Raw genomic sequence first — 12,646 nt, forward strand, 5'->3', positions numbered from 1 at the left:
CGGATCAGGCGTCTCCACGGGCGGCGCGGATGTCCTTGACCAGCAGGAAGAGGTGTCGCGGGTCGGTCGGAGACGGGACAAAGCCGAAATGCCGATAGAAGGCAGCCGCCGCGTCGTCCTTCGCGTGAACGGCGAGGGCCTGAACTCCGATCAGGTCCGTGGCCTGCAGCACGCGGTCGAGAGCATCGCGCAGCAGGCCTGCGCCGACCCCTCGGCCCTGCAGCCGCGTATGGACCGCGAGCCGGGCCAGGACGAGCAGCGGGATCGGGTGGCGCGGCATACCCTTCACGACGCGTTCCGGCGCGTTCGCATGCTGGACCTCACCGGCGATCAGAGTATGGAAGCCGACCGCCTCCACGCCGTCCAGCGCGACGTAAGTCCGCGCCGAATTCGCCGCCTGAGCTTGCAGGGCCTGCCGGATCAGGAAGCGGTCCAGAGCCGGCTGGCCACACGTGAAGCCATCGACGACGTGGTCGCGTCGCAGCGGCTCTATCCGGAAGCCCGTCACGGTTCGCGGTCGGCGTCGCGTTCGAACAACGCGGGCTCGCGAAACAGGCGCTGCAGGCGGTCGAGAGCGCGGGGTGGGGCATCCAGCGCTTCCACGAAGCGGTCCCAGTCCGCGTCGCCGAGCACGAAGACACGACGATCGGCCAGCTTCTCCTCGGCCTCGCGCAGGGCCGAATCCAGGACGAACTCGCTCACGCTCTTGTGCGCAGCCTCTGCAGCAGCTTGAAGCGTCTGCTTGGCAGTCGGGGTGAGACGAAGATCGAGTTTCTCGCTGCGGACTGCTCGCTCGGCCATCGCACTCTCCTTCGTCGAGACTATCGCGCGATGCCCGACATTGTCACGACAATTCCGCTCGCATCACGGCCCCGGAAACACCGCCTCGGTGTAGCCCGAGGCCCGGTAGGCCGCGAGGCCGAGCCATTCGCGCACCGCGATGTCGAGCTCGAACAGGCCGTCGCCGGCCGTGGCGTGGATCGTGAGCGCGCCGGGGCCGGTGCGGTAATCGACCGGGTAGGCCGCCACCGTGAAGCCGGCGCGGCGGAAGCAGCCGACCGCCCGCGGCATGTGCCACGCCGAGGTGACGAGGAGCCAGCGCTCGCCGGGCTTCGGCTTGACCAGTTCGGCGCTGAAGGTCGCGTTCTCGTGCGTGTTGCGGGACCGGTTCTCGTAGGTGATCCGCTCCGGCGGGACGCCGAGGGACGCGGCGTGGCGGCGGGTGATCGCGGATTCCGACACGGCCCCGTCGCCGGTGAGCCGGCCGGAGCCGCCGGCGAAGACGACGGTCGCGGCGGGGTAGCGCCGGGCGAGGTCGCCGAGCGCGATCATCCGTTCGCCGGCATCGTTGACGACGAGCTGGCCGCGGGCGGCCGACAGCCCGGTCTCGACCGCGCCGCCGAGCACCACGATCCCGGCGACCGGGGCGCCGTCGTCGCGGAACTCGGGAAAGCGGTTCTCGAGCGGGCTGAAGACCAGGGAAGCCAGCGGCGAGACGCCGCCGGCGAGGAGCGCGAGACCGCAGAGGGCGGCGAGACCGGCACCGAGGCGCCGCCAGCGCAACGCCAGCCCCGCCCCGGCGACGACGAGGAGCAGGAGCAGGTTCGAGGGTGCCGCGAGGAACCACAGCACCTTCGAGAGCACGAAGAACATCGGGACGGTCCCGGCCGCGCGATCGATCAGGCCCTGCTCGTCTCGGCCTCGTAGCGGGCGCGGGTCTCTGCGTTCGGCGGGTAGAGACCCGGCAGGGGCAGGCCCTTGTCGACCTCGCGCATGATCCAGAGCTCGAGACGCTCCTGCTCGACGGCGGCGAGCGCCACCTCCTCGGCGAGCGCCGCCGGGATCAGCACCGCACCGTCGCCGTCCGCCACCACGATGTCGTTCGGATAGACCGCGACGCCGCCGCAGCCGACCGGCTCGCCCCAGCCGACGAAGGTCAGGCCGGCGACGGAGGCCGGCGCCGCCACACCCGAGCACCAGACCGGCAGGCCGGTGCCGTCCACGCCCTCGCCGTCGCGCACGACGCCGTCCGTGACGAGCGCCGCGACGCCGCGCTTCTTCATCCGGGCGCACAGGATGTCGCCGAAGATGCCGGCCTCCTGCACCCCCATCGCGTCGACGACCGCGATGCAGCCCTCGGGCATCGCCTCGATCGCCGCGCGGGTCGAGGTCGGGCTCGACCAGGATTCCGGGGTCGCCAGATCCTCGCGGGCCGGCACGAAGCGCAGCGTGAAGGCCGGGCCGACGATCCGCTGTCCGGCGGCGAAGCGCGGCATCGGCCCGCGCATCCAGCAGCGGCGGATGCCCTTCTTCAGGAGCACGGTGGTGAGGGTGGCGGTGGTGACGGCCTGCAGGGCGTCGAGGAGCGTCTTGTCGAGCGGCATCGGGCCTTCGGGAGCGTGGGGAGAAGGGACGGTTCGAGACGTAGCCGATCCGGGAGGACGCGGCCACGCCATCAGCGCATGGCCCCGCTCCGGCACGGCCCGGCGTCAGCTCAGCGGCGGCAGCGCCGAGGCGGCGGCCGGGCGGGTGCGGATCCGCTCGTACCAGGCCCGCAGGGCCGGCCGCTCGGTGCGCGTCACGTCGAGGTGGAGCCAGCGATGCGCCGCGGCGCCGGCCGCGATGTCGGCCGCGGTGAAGCGGTCGCCGACCAGGAAGGGACGGCCCATCAGGTGCGCGTCGAGGAGCGCTGCACACGCCTCCGAGGCCGCCACCGAGCGGTCGATGACCGCCTGGTCGCGTTGCTCGGCGGGGGTGCGCACGGTCTGCCAGAACGCGTCCCGGGTCGCGGGCGTGAAGCGGGTCGCCTGCCAGTCGAGCCACTGGTCGACCAAAGCCGCCTCGCGGGGATCCTCGGGCCAGAGGCCGTACGCCGCCTGCCCGCGGGCGAGGTAGCGCAGGATCGCGTTCGACTCCCACAGGACGAAGCCGTCCTCCTCCAGCACCGGCACGAGGCTGTTGGGGTTCATCGCGACGTAGTCCGGGTCGCGGACGCGGCCGAAGGCGCCGCCGGCCTCGACCCGCTCGTAGGCCAGGCCGACCTCTTCGAGCCCCCACACCGCCTTCTGCACGTTGACGGAACTCAGCCGTCCCCAGAGCCTGCGCATGGCGTGTCCTCCTCGGTTTATTCCGAATCGATCTCGCGTGGATCGATATCGGGCGGGTAGGCGTGGCGTCCGCCCGCCAGGTCGGTGACGGTCCAGGCCGCGGCCCCGCCCGCCAGGTAGCCCGGCCCCACCGGCACCTTGCCGTATCCGCCCGGGATGTCGAGGACGTAGGTCGGCTGGGCCAGACCGGACAGCCGCCCGCGCAGGGACCGCATCAGGTCCTGGCCGTGATCGAGGGTGGTGCGCAGGTGGCCGGTGCCGGGGGCGAGGTCGCCGTGATGCAGGTAGTACGGCTTGATCCGGTTCTCGACGAAGGCCCGCATCAGGGCCGCGAGGGTATCGGGATCGTCGTTGATGCCGGCGAGCAGCACCGATTGGCTCACCATCGGGATGCCGGCATCGACCAGCCGGGCGATCGCCCCGCGCGCCGCATCCGAGAATTCCCGCGGGTGGTTGGCGTGGAGCGCCACGAACACCGCCCCCTCGAAGCGCTTGAGCGCCGCGATCAGGTCGGCCTCGACCCGGGCCGGATCGACCACCGGCACTCGCGTGTGCAGCCGCAGGACGCGGACATGCGGGATGTCCCGCAGCGCCTCGGCGATGCGGCCGAGCCGCCGGGGCGAGAGGACGAGCGGGTCGCCGCCGGTGACCACCACCTCCCAGATCTCCGGGCGGGCGGCGATGTAGGCGAGCGCGGCGTCGAGCTCCGCCTCGGTCAGGCTGCCCTGCCCCTCCGGGCCCACGACCTCACGGCGGAAGCAGAACCGGCAATAGACCGGGCAGACATGGAGGGGCTTCAGGAGCACCCGGTCGGGATAGCGGTGGACGATGCCGGGGAGCGGCGCATGAGCCTCGTCGCCGATCGGGTCGGCGCGCTCCTCGGGCGTGGTGACCAGTTCCTCGGCCCGCGGCACGAACTGGCGGCCGATGGCGTCATCGGCATCCGCGATCAGCTCGGCCATGGCCGGGGTGATCGATACCGCGTAGCGCGCCGCCACCCGCTCCAGCGCCGGCAGCCGCTCCGCCGGCACGAGGCTGGCCGCGGCGAGGTCGCGGGCGCTACGGATCGGTCCGCTCACCGGGGATCCTCGGAGCGGGGATAGTCGGCGACGGGCGTCCAGATCACGTCCTCGATCCGGCGGGCGCCGGTCGCCAGCATGACGAGCCGGTCGAAGCCGAGCGCGATGCCGCTCGCCTCCGGCATCTGCGCCAGGGCAGCCAGGAAATCCTCGTCGAGGGGGTAGCGCTCGCCGTAGACGCGCGCCTTCTCGTCCATCTCGGCCGTGAAGCGGCGGCGCTGCTCATCGGCATCGGTCAGCTCGCCGAAGGCGTTGGCGAGCTCGACGCCGCAGGCATAGAGCTCGAAGCGCTCCGCCACCCGCGGATCGGCGGGGCTCGGCCGGGCGAGCGCCGCCTCGGGGATCGGGTATTCGCACAGGATCGTCGCCCGGCCGCGCCCCAGAGCCGGCTCGACCCGCTCGACCATCACCCGGCTGAACAGGTCGGCCCAGGTGTCGTCGGGGGCGGTGCGGATTCCGGCCCGGTGGAGCGCCGCGGCGAGGCCCGCCCGGTCGGTTGCCCCGTCCGGCGCCACCGTCGCCAGGAGGTCGATGCCGGCGTGGCGATGGAACGCCTCCGCCACGCTCACCCGCTCGGGCTCGGCGAAGGGATCCGCCTCGGTCCCGCGCCACGCGAAGACCTTGGCGCCCGCCGTCTCGGCGGCCAGACCCAAGACGGCGCCGCAGTCGCGCATCAGGCTGTCGTAGGTCTCCCCCGCCCGATACCATTCGAGCATGGTGAATTCCGGGTGGTGCAACGCCCCGCGCTCGCGGTTGCGGTAGACCGGCCCGAGGCTGAACAGCCGGGGCTCGCCCGCCGCCAGGAGCTTCTTGCAGGCGAATTCCGGCGAGGTGTGCAGGTAGAGCGGATGCGCCGTCCCGTCCGGCGCGATGCCCTGCGTGGCGAAGGCCGAGAGATGCGCCTCGTTGCCGGGCGAGACCTGGAGGATCGCCGCCTCGACCTCGACGAAGTCGCGGGTGGAGAACCAGGCCCGCAGGGACGCGGCGATGCGGTTGCGGGCCATGAGCCGCGGCCGGCGGTCGGCGTGGACGTGGGGGGCCCACCAGGGCGAGGCGGAGGTCATGGTGCGGATATCATCGAATGGCGGGCGACTGGCGGTCGCGCCTGAGATGCGATAGGGCGGGCCGAAGGCATCCTCTGCCGGCGCGGCGCTCGAACGTGCGCGGCTTGGCGGACGCCGCCGCTTTCTGTCAACGCTTCCAGTCCAGGATTCGCCCCGTGCCGAAGGTCATCGCCAGTTCTCTCCGCAAAGGCAACGTCGTCGACAAGGACGGCCGGCTCTACGTGATCCTCTCCGCCGAGAACATCCATCCCGGCAAGGGCACGCCGGTGACCCAGCTCGACATGCGCCGCATCACCGACGGCGTGAAGGTCTCGGAGCGCTACCGCACCACCGAGCAGGTCGAGCGCGCCTATGTCGAGGACCGGGAGCACACCTTCCTGTACAGCGACGGCGAGGGGTTCCACTTCATGAACCCGGAATCCTACGAGCAGCTCGCCGTGCCCGAGGACGTGATCGGCGACATGGCTCCCTACCTCCAGGAGGGCATGGCGGTGATGCTCTCGACCCATAACGGCGTGCCGCTGGCGCTCGAGCTGCCGCAGCGCGTCACCCTCGAGGTGACGGACACCGAGCCGGTCACCAAGGGCCAGACCGCCTCCTCGTCCTACAAGCCGGCCACGCTCTCGAACGGCGTGCGCACCCTGGTGCCGCCGCATATCGGCACCGGCACCCGCATCGTCGTGATGACGGCCGACGGCTCCTACGTCGAGCGCGCCAAGGACTGATCGCCCTCAGGTGGGCGGCGCCCCGCCGCCCGCCGCGTGGAAGCAGGCCCGGGACGCGACGATCGCCCGGCCCTGCTCCTCCGCCGAGAAGCCGCCGCCGGCCCGCCACAGGCCCTCCGCGCGCAGGCGCCCGACGACGCAGCGCGCCGCCACCCGGCAGGCCGCCTCGCCCCCGCCGGCCTCGGCACAATTCGCCCGGTACTCGCGCAGGAACTGCGGTTCCCCCGCCCGCGGATGCGGCCCGGCGAGCGTCGCGACCCCGTAGAGCAGCCCGAGCAGCACCGGCTGATGGATCAGGTAGACGGCGAGGCTGTGCCGCCCGGCCGCTGCGCCGAACCGTGCGATCCGCTCCCGCGGCGCCCAGGTCCCGAGCCGCGAGGTCGCGAGCCGCGGCAGCCCGAGCCGGCCGAGCCCGACCCCCGCCAGCACGAAGCCGAACCAGGGACAGAGCGGCACGTAGTCGTTGGTGGTCGGCACCGTCGCGCCGAGCCCGAGGAACAGGAGCCCCGGCGCGTCGAGAACGGCCGGCGCCCCCATCCATGCCGCGAGCGTCGGTCCGGCGAAGACCAGGGCGGCCGCGAGCCCGACGAGCGGCAGCGGCGCGACGAGGGCCGGCAGCGCCAGCACGCTCGCGACGGCGATGCAGTGCAGGATGCCGAAGAAGATCCACGAATCCGGAAACATCAAGACGGTCGCGAGCGAGATCGCGCCCGCCGCCGCCGCGATGCGCGCGAGCCGCACCAGATAGGGGCGCCACGCCCCGGAGTGCCCCGGCCGGGCGAGCACGAGGCTGATTCCGACGAGGACCAGGAAGCTCCCGGCGATGCAGTGGGCCGCCGCCCGGCCGAGGGGCGTCAGGGCGAAATTCTCGGGCGTCAGCCGTAGGAAGCCGAGGTCCCAGGTCAGGTGGTAGAGCGCCATCGCCAGGAGCGCGACCCCGCGGGCGAGATCGATGGCCGCGAAGCGCCGGGCCGGCAAGGCTGGAGACGATGAGGTCTGAATCGCGGTTCTCCCGGACGACGCACGGGCGCCGTCATAGCCGAGCCTCGGCCGAGGCTCGCCATCCAGGCCCCTTCCTGCGGCGAAAACGCGCAGTCCTGGCCTGTGAGAGCCGGGAATCACCACAACTACCGGGTAGCGACCCCACATCATGCCTCCCGCGATTGCAGGATGCGCGGCAACGAGGCGACATCGGCGGGGAACGGGGCCGGTCCGGTGTCTCAACTCGGCGGATTTGGGCTTCCCCCGAGTCATGACTTTGTTAATCTGCCGGTGAAGCGCGCGACGCGATTCGAGTGGGTTGCTTACGATGTCGGACGAGTTCGGTTCAGGTCTCGCCGGGGAGCGGCGGGAGGGCGCGTTCGGGGACGACGCGCGCGACACCCGGTCCGGGCTTGACGCGGCGACGCTGGAGCGCCCGGTCGAACTGGTCGAGGTCAGCGGCCGCATCAAGTGGTTCGACGTCGCCAAGGGCTTCGGCTTCATCGTCCCGGACGACGGCTCGCCGGACGTGCTGCTCCACGTCACCTGCCTGCGGCGCGACGGCCACCAGAGCGCCAGCGAGGGCGCCCGGATCGTGGTCGAGGCGGTGCAGCGCCCCCGCGGCTGGCAGGCCTTCCGGGTCGTCTCCCTCGACCAGACCACCGCGACCCACCCGGCCGAATTGCCGATGCCGCGCACCCACGTCACCGTGGTGCCGACGAGCGGGCTCGAGACCGCGGTGGTGAAGTGGTTCAACCGCCTGCGCGGCTTCGGTTTCCTCAGCCGCGGCGACGGCACGGCGGACATCTTCGTCCACATGGAGACCCTGCGGCGCTACGGCATCGCCGAGCTCAAGCCCGGCGAGTACGTCCAGGTGCGCTACGGCGACGGCTCGAAGGGGCTGATGGCCGCCGAGGTGCGCCTGCTGACCGAGGCCGGCCCGCCCTCGTCGCACTGAGGCCAGGCGTCCCGCCACCGGATTTTTGGTTTCCCGTGCATGTCCGGCGGCGGGCGCCCATCCCCTTCGCCGGACGATGCTCTAGCTCAGCCTCATGTCGCTCCGCTTCGCACGGCCTCTCGCCGCCTCGCCGCGCCGGCTCCTCGCCGCGTTCCTTCTCCTCATGGCGCTCGCGCCCTCGGCGGCGCTCGCCGACGGCGCCTTCGAGCCGCTGACGATCGCCTCCCGCTCCGGCCGCCACACCTTCCAGGTCGAGGTGATGCGCGACGATGCGGGCCGGGCCCAGGGGCTGATGTTCCGCCGCACCATGGCGCCGGACCGCGGCATGCTGTTCGACTTCGAACGCAACGAGCCGGTCGCGATGTGGATGAAGAACACCTACCTGCCGCTCGACATGCTGTTCATCCGCGCGGACGGCACGGTGGCGCGCATCGCGGCGGATACCGAGCCGCTCTCGACCCGTACCATCACCTCGGGCGAGCCGGTCCTCGGCGTGCTCGAGCTCAATGCCGGCACCGCCGCGCGCCTCGGCATCCATCCGGGCGACAAGGTCGAGCACCCGCTGTTTCGCGGGCGCTGAGAGCCCCGGCGGCTCTCGCCGCCGGGACGTCCGGGCTTCAGAAGCCGCGGTTCGAGATGCTCGGAATCGACGGCTGGGTGAAGGCGCGGTTCACGTCGGGGCGGCGCTGCGTCCCGTTGGTGTCGTTCGAGCGCACGTAGTTCTTGGTGTCGAAGGACTCGGCGAGACCGCTGCCGCGCGGGTCGCCGGAGCTGGTGCAGGCGGCGGCGAGGCCCGCGAGGGTGAGCGCCGCGGCGACACGGAGGAGACGCATGGGGGATCCTGGGCTCTGACAGTCGAGCCGGGGTGCCCGGCTGCCGCCCCCCCGTCAAGGCGCCGGCCCCGCGCGCGGCGGGAAACCTCCGCCCCTGTGCCTCCCGGGCCGCGCTCCGCGGAATGTGTGGAGGACCGCGATTCTCCGGCTGGCGGAGTCCCGGGCTTTGCGCGAGAGTCCGGGCCGATGAGCAACGTCGTTCCCCTGCTGCGCCCGCGCCCGGCGCCCGATGCCGCCGCCCGCGCCACCGCGATGGTCGTCTCCGACCTGGTGACGATCGCCGAGCAGCTGCACGACATCGGCGCCCGCGCCGCCGCCCTCGGCCGGCCGCGCACGGAGGCCGAGCGCACGGTGCAGATGGTGCTCGACGCCGTGACCTCGATCGAGCGGGCGCTCGATACGATCACGGATGGCGGGGACTACACGCCGTTCTGAGAACCGGCTCGACAGGGATCGTCGCGCTCCCCCCTCGTTCCGGGGCCGCGACGCAGAGCCCGGGATCTCGGGCATTCGCCTGGTCGATGATCGGGTCGAATGTCCGCCGGTATCTCCTCGAGCCTCCGCGGCTCTGGATTCCTGACTCCGCCGGCGTGGCCCCGGAGTGACCCGCAAAACCGCTCGGGCCGTCGGTCGCAACACCCGGCCGATCGACGCTCTGGCCGACCTCTCCCGTCTCACGCCCCGACGTCGAGCATGCTGCGAAACACCGCGCCGTAATGGCAGGCGGCGGCGGCCAGCACGAAGCCGTGCCAGATCGCGTTCTGGAACGGGAGCCGGCGCCAGACGTGGAAGACGACGCCCAGCGAGTAGAGCAGGCCGCCGGCGGCGAGGAGCCACAGGGCCGGCGGCGACAGGGCGGCGATGACCGAATCGTAGACCATCATCCCGCTCCAGCCGAGCGCGAGGTAGAGGGCGATCGCCAGGCGGTCGAAGCGCCCGGGCAGGGTCAGCTTCACGGCGGCGCCCGCCACCGCCACGAGCCAGATCCCGGCGAGCAGCCCGAAGGCGAGGCCATCCGTCCCGACCAGCATCACGAGGGGCGTGTAGGTGCCGGCGATCATCAAGAAGATGGTGGCGTGGTCGCACCGGCGCAGGCGCCATTTCATCCGGCCGATCGGCCACATGTTGTAGGCCGCCGAGGTTCCCAGCATCGCCACGAGACCGGCGGCGTAGACGCCCACCGCCACCGTCTCGGCGGGGCCGAGCCTCGAGACGACGGCGCTGATCGTGAGCGCCACGGCGCCGATGACGCCGAGGCTCACCCCGACCACGTGCACGATGCCGTCGGCGAGCAGCTCGCGCGGCGTGTAGGTCCAGGCGAGGCTCAGGGGCCGTCCGTCCGGCGCGAAGCGCGGGGCGGGGATTGAGGACAATTCCAGGGAGTGCTCCTGCACGGACATCGGGCCTCCGCTCCTCGGGGTCGGGAGACGGCCTCCCGGTCGATCGAGGTTAAAGCGCAAGCATGAACGTGGGACGAACGTTCCCGCCCCGCGTCAGACCGCCCGGATCGCGGGGCCCCGGCCGAGCCGGTCATCGCGGGTCGCCCGGCTGAGCCGGGCATGGGCGCTCGCCATCCCGAGCACCAGCATGGCGGCGACCTGGTGGGCGAGGCCGGCCCAGAGCGGCACCGCGAGAAGCAGCGTGACGACGCCGAGCGTCGCCTGCGCGGCGACGAGGCCGGCGAGCGCGGTGGCGCGCCGCGCCGCGCCGGTGCCGGGCGCGCTGCGGCGGGCGTCGAGAGCATGGACGATCGCCAGGGCAAGGAGCGCGTAGGCGGTCAGCCGGTGGTTGAACTGCACCAGGGCGACGTTGTCGACGAAGTTCTCGATCCACGGCGTGCCGGCGAACAGGCCGCCGGGCACGAGGCCGCCATCCATCAGCGGCCAGGTGTTGTAGGTGAGCCCCGCCTTCGAGCCCGCCACGAGGCCGCCGAGCGCGATCTGCACCAGCACCAGGGCCATCAGGGCGAGCGCCGTGCGGGAGAGCCGCGCCGGCACGACCTCGTCGCGCTTGCGGTCGAGGCCGGCGGCGAGCCAGACGAGGCCGGCATAGATCCCGCTCGCCAGCGTCAGGTGCAGGGCGAGCTTGATCGGCGCGACCGCGATCATGCCGGGCTGGAGGCCCGACGCCACCATGATCCAGCCCACCGCCCCCTGCAGGCCGCCGAGCACCCCGAGGCCGAGCAGGCTTAAGGCCAAGCGCCGGTCGAGCTGGCCGCGCAGCCAGAAGACCAGCAGCGGCAGGAAGAACACGAGCCCGATGATCCGGCCGAGCAGCCGGTGGCCCCATTCCCACCCGTAGATGAACTGGAACTCGGACAGGGTCATGCCCTGGTTGAGCAGCGTGTATTGCGGCGTCGCCTGGTACTTGGCGAATTCCTCGGCCCAGGCCGCCGCCGAGAGCGGCGGGATTGCGCCGGTCACCGGCTTCCACTCGGTGATCGACAGGCCGGAGCCGGTCAGCCGCGTCGCGCCGCCCACCGCCACCATCGCCACCACCAGGGCGGCCATGACGAAGAGCCAGGTCCGCACGGCGCGGCGGGACCGGGGCGCGGCGGCGGCCGGTGCCGCGGGAGGAACGAGGCCGATCGAGGACGTGCTGCTCATGCGCGCCCGCTTAGCGGCGGGACCGGGCCTCGCGCAACATCCAGCGGTGCCGCACCACCCCCACCTTATTCCTCCGGCCGCGCCAGCACGCCGCCGCTGATCGCCTCGCGCACCCCCGTGGTCGACGGGAAGGTGATCGGCAGGCCCTCCACCGAGCGCACCGCCAGATAGGCGAAGGCCTGGGCCTCCAGGAAGGCGGAGGACCAGCCGATCGCATCCGCCGTCGTGATCTCGGCGCGCAGGTGGTAGTTGAGCTGGCGCAGCAACTCGCCATTGCGGGCGCCGCCGCCGGCGACGATCCATCGGACCGGCGGGTCGGAGGCGTGGTCGAGGGCGCGGGCGACGGCGCGGGCCGTGAAGGCGGTGAGCGTCGCGGCGCCGTCCTCGGTCGTGAGCTGACCGGCGAGCTTGTGCGAGAACCAGTTGCGGTCGAGCGACTTCGGCGGCCGGCGGGCGAAGAACGGGTGGACCAGGAGCCAGGCGAGGAGCTGCTCGTCGGGCCGGCCGCGGGCGGCGGTGCGGCCGTTGTCGTCGAGCGCGTGGCCGGTGCGCTCGCGCATCCAGTCGTCGATGAGCGCGTTGCCGGGCCCGGTATCGAAGGCGAGGATTTGTCCGTCCCGGGCGATCAGCGTCGCGTTGGCCACACCCCCGATATTGAGGATGCCGAGGCTCTCGGTGAAGCCCGAGGCCTGGGCCAGGGCCCGGTGGAAGACCGGCACCAGGGGCGCCCCCTGCCCGCCCGCCTCGATGTCGGCGTGGCGCAGGTCCGACACCACCTTGATGCCGAGGCGGCGGCTGAGGACCCGGCCGTCGCCGATCTGGACGCTCATCTTCTGGTCGGGCCGGTGCACCACGGTCTGGCCGTGGAAGCCGATCACGTCGATGTCCGCCGCGGTGAGCCCGTTCTCGGAGAGGAAGTTCTCGACCGCCTCGGCGTGCAGCCGCGTCACCAGCTCCTCGGCCTGGCGCAAGCAGCCCGGCCGCTCGCTGCGCTCGGTCACGGCTTCCGCGTCGATCAGCGCCTGGCGCAGGAGCGCCCGGTCGTCGTCGGAATAGGCGCGGTAGCCGGTCGGCCCCAGCGGCTCCAGGTAGCCGTTGTGGCTGCGCTCGACCCGGATCGCCTCGCCGTCGGTCTCGATCAACGCGACGTCGACGCCGTCGAGGGAGGTGCCGCTCATCAGCCCGATCGCCCGCCGCATCGTCATGCCGAATCGCCCCCGTGCCTTTCGGGGCCGGCACTGCTATGGACCGACCCGTTCCGAATCCGACGGAGCTAGCATGGCGGCGCCGCGC

16 protein-coding genes are annotated in these 12,646 nt (G+C 72.4%); 4 read left to right on the forward strand and 12 right to left on the reverse strand.

Features of this window, described 5'->3' with window-relative positions; translation table 11 throughout:
* Positions 1 to 4: 4 nt before the first annotated feature.
* The 7 genes from miv_RS05440 to epmA all read right to left on the reverse strand — a co-directional run bounded on the left by miv_RS05440 (position 5) and on the right by epmA (position 5,250).
* On the reverse strand, positions 5 to 508 hold the full coding sequence (locus miv_RS05440) for a GNAT family N-acetyltransferase (protein ID WP_207181766.1): 504 nt from the start codon (positions 506 to 508) through the stop codon (positions 5 to 7).
* Positions 505 to 801 (reverse strand): type II toxin-antitoxin system TacA family antitoxin, encoded by a 297-nt coding sequence (locus miv_RS05445; RefSeq protein WP_207181767.1) that lies wholly within the window; start codon positions 799 to 801, stop codon positions 505 to 507. The genes miv_RS05440 and miv_RS05445 overlap by 4 nt, the downstream gene beginning before the upstream one ends.
* A 63-nt stretch (positions 802 to 864) precedes the next feature.
* Complete coding sequence (locus miv_RS05450) at positions 865 to 1,653, reverse strand: YdcF family protein (protein WP_207181769.1); 789 nt, start codon at positions 1,651 to 1,653, stop codon at positions 865 to 867.
* A 26-nt stretch (positions 1,654 to 1,679) separates the two neighbouring features.
* Positions 1,680 to 2,384 carry a ribonuclease activity regulator RraA gene (locus miv_RS05455; protein ID WP_207181770.1) on the reverse strand — a complete coding sequence of 235 codons (705 nt, stop codon included), beginning with the start codon at positions 2,382 to 2,384 and terminating at the stop codon, positions 1,680 to 1,682.
* Positions 2,385 to 2,489: 105 nt separating this feature from the next.
* A complete protein-coding gene (locus miv_RS05460) occupies positions 2,490 to 3,107 on the reverse strand; it encodes a glutathione S-transferase family protein (RefSeq protein ID WP_207181771.1) in 618 nt (205 codons plus the stop codon).
* 17 nt (positions 3,108 to 3,124) lie between these two features.
* Entirely contained in the window at positions 3,125 to 4,186 is a 1,062-nt protein-coding gene (locus tag miv_RS05465) for a lysine-2,3-aminomutase-like protein (protein ID WP_207181772.1), read from the reverse strand.
* Positions 4,183 to 5,250: an EF-P lysine aminoacylase EpmA gene (epmA, locus tag miv_RS05470; RefSeq protein WP_207181773.1), complete on the reverse strand. Its 1,068-nt coding sequence runs from the start codon at positions 5,248 to 5,250 to the stop codon at positions 4,183 to 4,185. Before epmA ends, miv_RS05465 begins: the two co-directional genes overlap by 4 nt.
* 155 nt (positions 5,251 to 5,405) lie before the next feature.
* Between epmA and efp the strand changes: the two genes are divergently transcribed.
* Complete coding sequence (gene efp, locus miv_RS05475; protein ID WP_048427843.1) at positions 5,406 to 5,975, forward strand: elongation factor P; 570 nt, start codon at positions 5,406 to 5,408, stop codon at positions 5,973 to 5,975.
* A 6-nt stretch (positions 5,976 to 5,981) separates the two neighbouring features.
* Here the strand turns inward: efp and miv_RS05480 are convergent, their stop codons facing one another.
* The gene (locus miv_RS05480) at positions 5,982 to 6,977 is read right to left on the reverse strand and encodes an acetyltransferase domain-containing protein (RefSeq protein ID WP_425312975.1); all 996 of its coding nucleotides are present in this window, start codon (positions 6,975 to 6,977) and stop codon (positions 5,982 to 5,984) included.
* Between the two features lie 307 nt (positions 6,978 to 7,284).
* Here miv_RS05480 and miv_RS05485 point away from each other — a divergent pair, with 307 nt between their 5' ends.
* Positions 7,285 to 7,914 carry a cold-shock protein gene (locus miv_RS05485; protein WP_048427842.1) on the forward strand — a complete coding sequence of 210 codons (630 nt, stop codon included), beginning with the start codon at positions 7,285 to 7,287 and terminating at the stop codon, positions 7,912 to 7,914.
* A gap of 94 nt (positions 7,915 to 8,008) precedes the next feature.
* Positions 8,009 to 8,494, forward strand: coding sequence for a DUF192 domain-containing protein (locus miv_RS05490; RefSeq protein WP_207181775.1), 486 nt, complete (start codon positions 8,009 to 8,011; stop codon positions 8,492 to 8,494).
* Between the two features lie 37 nt (positions 8,495 to 8,531).
* Here the strand turns inward: miv_RS05490 and miv_RS05495 are convergent, their stop codons facing one another.
* On the reverse strand, positions 8,532 to 8,747 hold the full coding sequence (locus miv_RS05495) for a hypothetical protein (RefSeq protein WP_048427840.1): 216 nt from the start codon (positions 8,745 to 8,747) through the stop codon (positions 8,532 to 8,534).
* A gap of 186 nt (positions 8,748 to 8,933) precedes the next feature.
* Here miv_RS05495 and miv_RS05500 point away from each other — a divergent pair, with 186 nt between their 5' ends.
* Positions 8,934 to 9,182 (forward strand): hypothetical protein, encoded by a 249-nt coding sequence (locus tag miv_RS05500; RefSeq protein WP_048427839.1) that lies wholly within the window; start codon positions 8,934 to 8,936, stop codon positions 9,180 to 9,182.
* 239 nt (positions 9,183 to 9,421) lie between these two features.
* Here miv_RS05500 and trhA read toward each other — a convergent pair whose 3' ends face one another.
* From trhA to miv_RS05515, 3 genes are all read right to left on the reverse strand, one after another.
* Positions 9,422 to 10,147, reverse strand: coding sequence for a PAQR family membrane homeostasis protein TrhA (trhA, locus tag miv_RS05505; protein ID WP_048427838.1), 726 nt, complete (start codon positions 10,145 to 10,147; stop codon positions 9,422 to 9,424).
* 93 nt (positions 10,148 to 10,240) lie between these two features.
* Complete coding sequence (locus miv_RS05510) at positions 10,241 to 11,353, reverse strand: COX15/CtaA family protein (protein WP_207181778.1); 1,113 nt, start codon at positions 11,351 to 11,353, stop codon at positions 10,241 to 10,243.
* A 65-nt stretch (positions 11,354 to 11,418) separates the two neighbouring features.
* A complete protein-coding gene (locus miv_RS05515) occupies positions 11,419 to 12,558 on the reverse strand; it encodes an anhydro-N-acetylmuramic acid kinase (protein ID WP_207181780.1) in 1,140 nt (379 codons plus the stop codon).
* Positions 12,559 to 12,646 lie beyond the last annotated feature (88 nt).

It is taken from the genome of Methylobacterium indicum, assembly GCF_017347565.1.
GTDB lineage: Bacteria > Pseudomonadota > Alphaproteobacteria > Rhizobiales > Beijerinckiaceae > Methylobacterium > Methylobacterium indicum.

What these genes read in the sequence shown, in the direction of transcription:
- trhA (WP_048427838.1), bottom strand. Translation starts at nt 10,147, where the DNA reads ATGTCCGTGCAGGAGCACTCCCTGGAATTGTCCTCAATCCCCGCCCCG.
- miv_RS05460 (WP_207181771.1), bottom strand. Translation starts at nt 3,107, where the DNA reads ATGCGCAGGCTCTGGGGACGGCTGAGTTCCGTCAACGTGCAGAAGGCG.
- miv_RS05490 (WP_207181775.1), top strand. Translation starts at nt 8,009, where the DNA reads ATGTCGCTCCGCTTCGCACGGCCTCTCGCCGCCTCGCCGCGCCGGCTC.
- miv_RS05450 (WP_207181769.1), bottom strand. Translation starts at nt 1,653, where the DNA reads ATGTTCTTCGTGCTCTCGAAGGTGCTGTGGTTCCTCGCGGCACCCTCG.
- miv_RS05455 (WP_207181770.1), bottom strand. Translation starts at nt 2,384, where the DNA reads ATGCCGCTCGACAAGACGCTCCTCGACGCCCTGCAGGCCGTCACCACC.
- epmA (WP_207181773.1), bottom strand. Translation starts at nt 5,250, where the DNA reads ATGACCTCCGCCTCGCCCTGGTGGGCCCCCCACGTCCACGCCGACCGC.
- miv_RS05510 (WP_207181778.1), bottom strand. Translation starts at nt 11,353, where the DNA reads ATGAGCAGCACGTCCTCGATCGGCCTCGTTCCTCCCGCGGCACCGGCC.
- miv_RS05515 (WP_207181780.1), bottom strand. Translation starts at nt 12,558, where the DNA reads ATGACGATGCGGCGGGCGATCGGGCTGATGAGCGGCACCTCCCTCGAC.
- miv_RS05495 (WP_048427840.1), bottom strand. Translation starts at nt 8,747, where the DNA reads ATGCGTCTCCTCCGTGTCGCCGCGGCGCTCACCCTCGCGGGCCTCGCC.
- miv_RS05485 (WP_048427842.1), top strand. Translation starts at nt 7,285, where the DNA reads ATGTCGGACGAGTTCGGTTCAGGTCTCGCCGGGGAGCGGCGGGAGGGC.
- miv_RS05500 (WP_048427839.1), top strand. Translation starts at nt 8,934, where the DNA reads ATGAGCAACGTCGTTCCCCTGCTGCGCCCGCGCCCGGCGCCCGATGCC.
- miv_RS05445 (WP_207181767.1), bottom strand. Translation starts at nt 801, where the DNA reads ATGGCCGAGCGAGCAGTCCGCAGCGAGAAACTCGATCTTCGTCTCACC.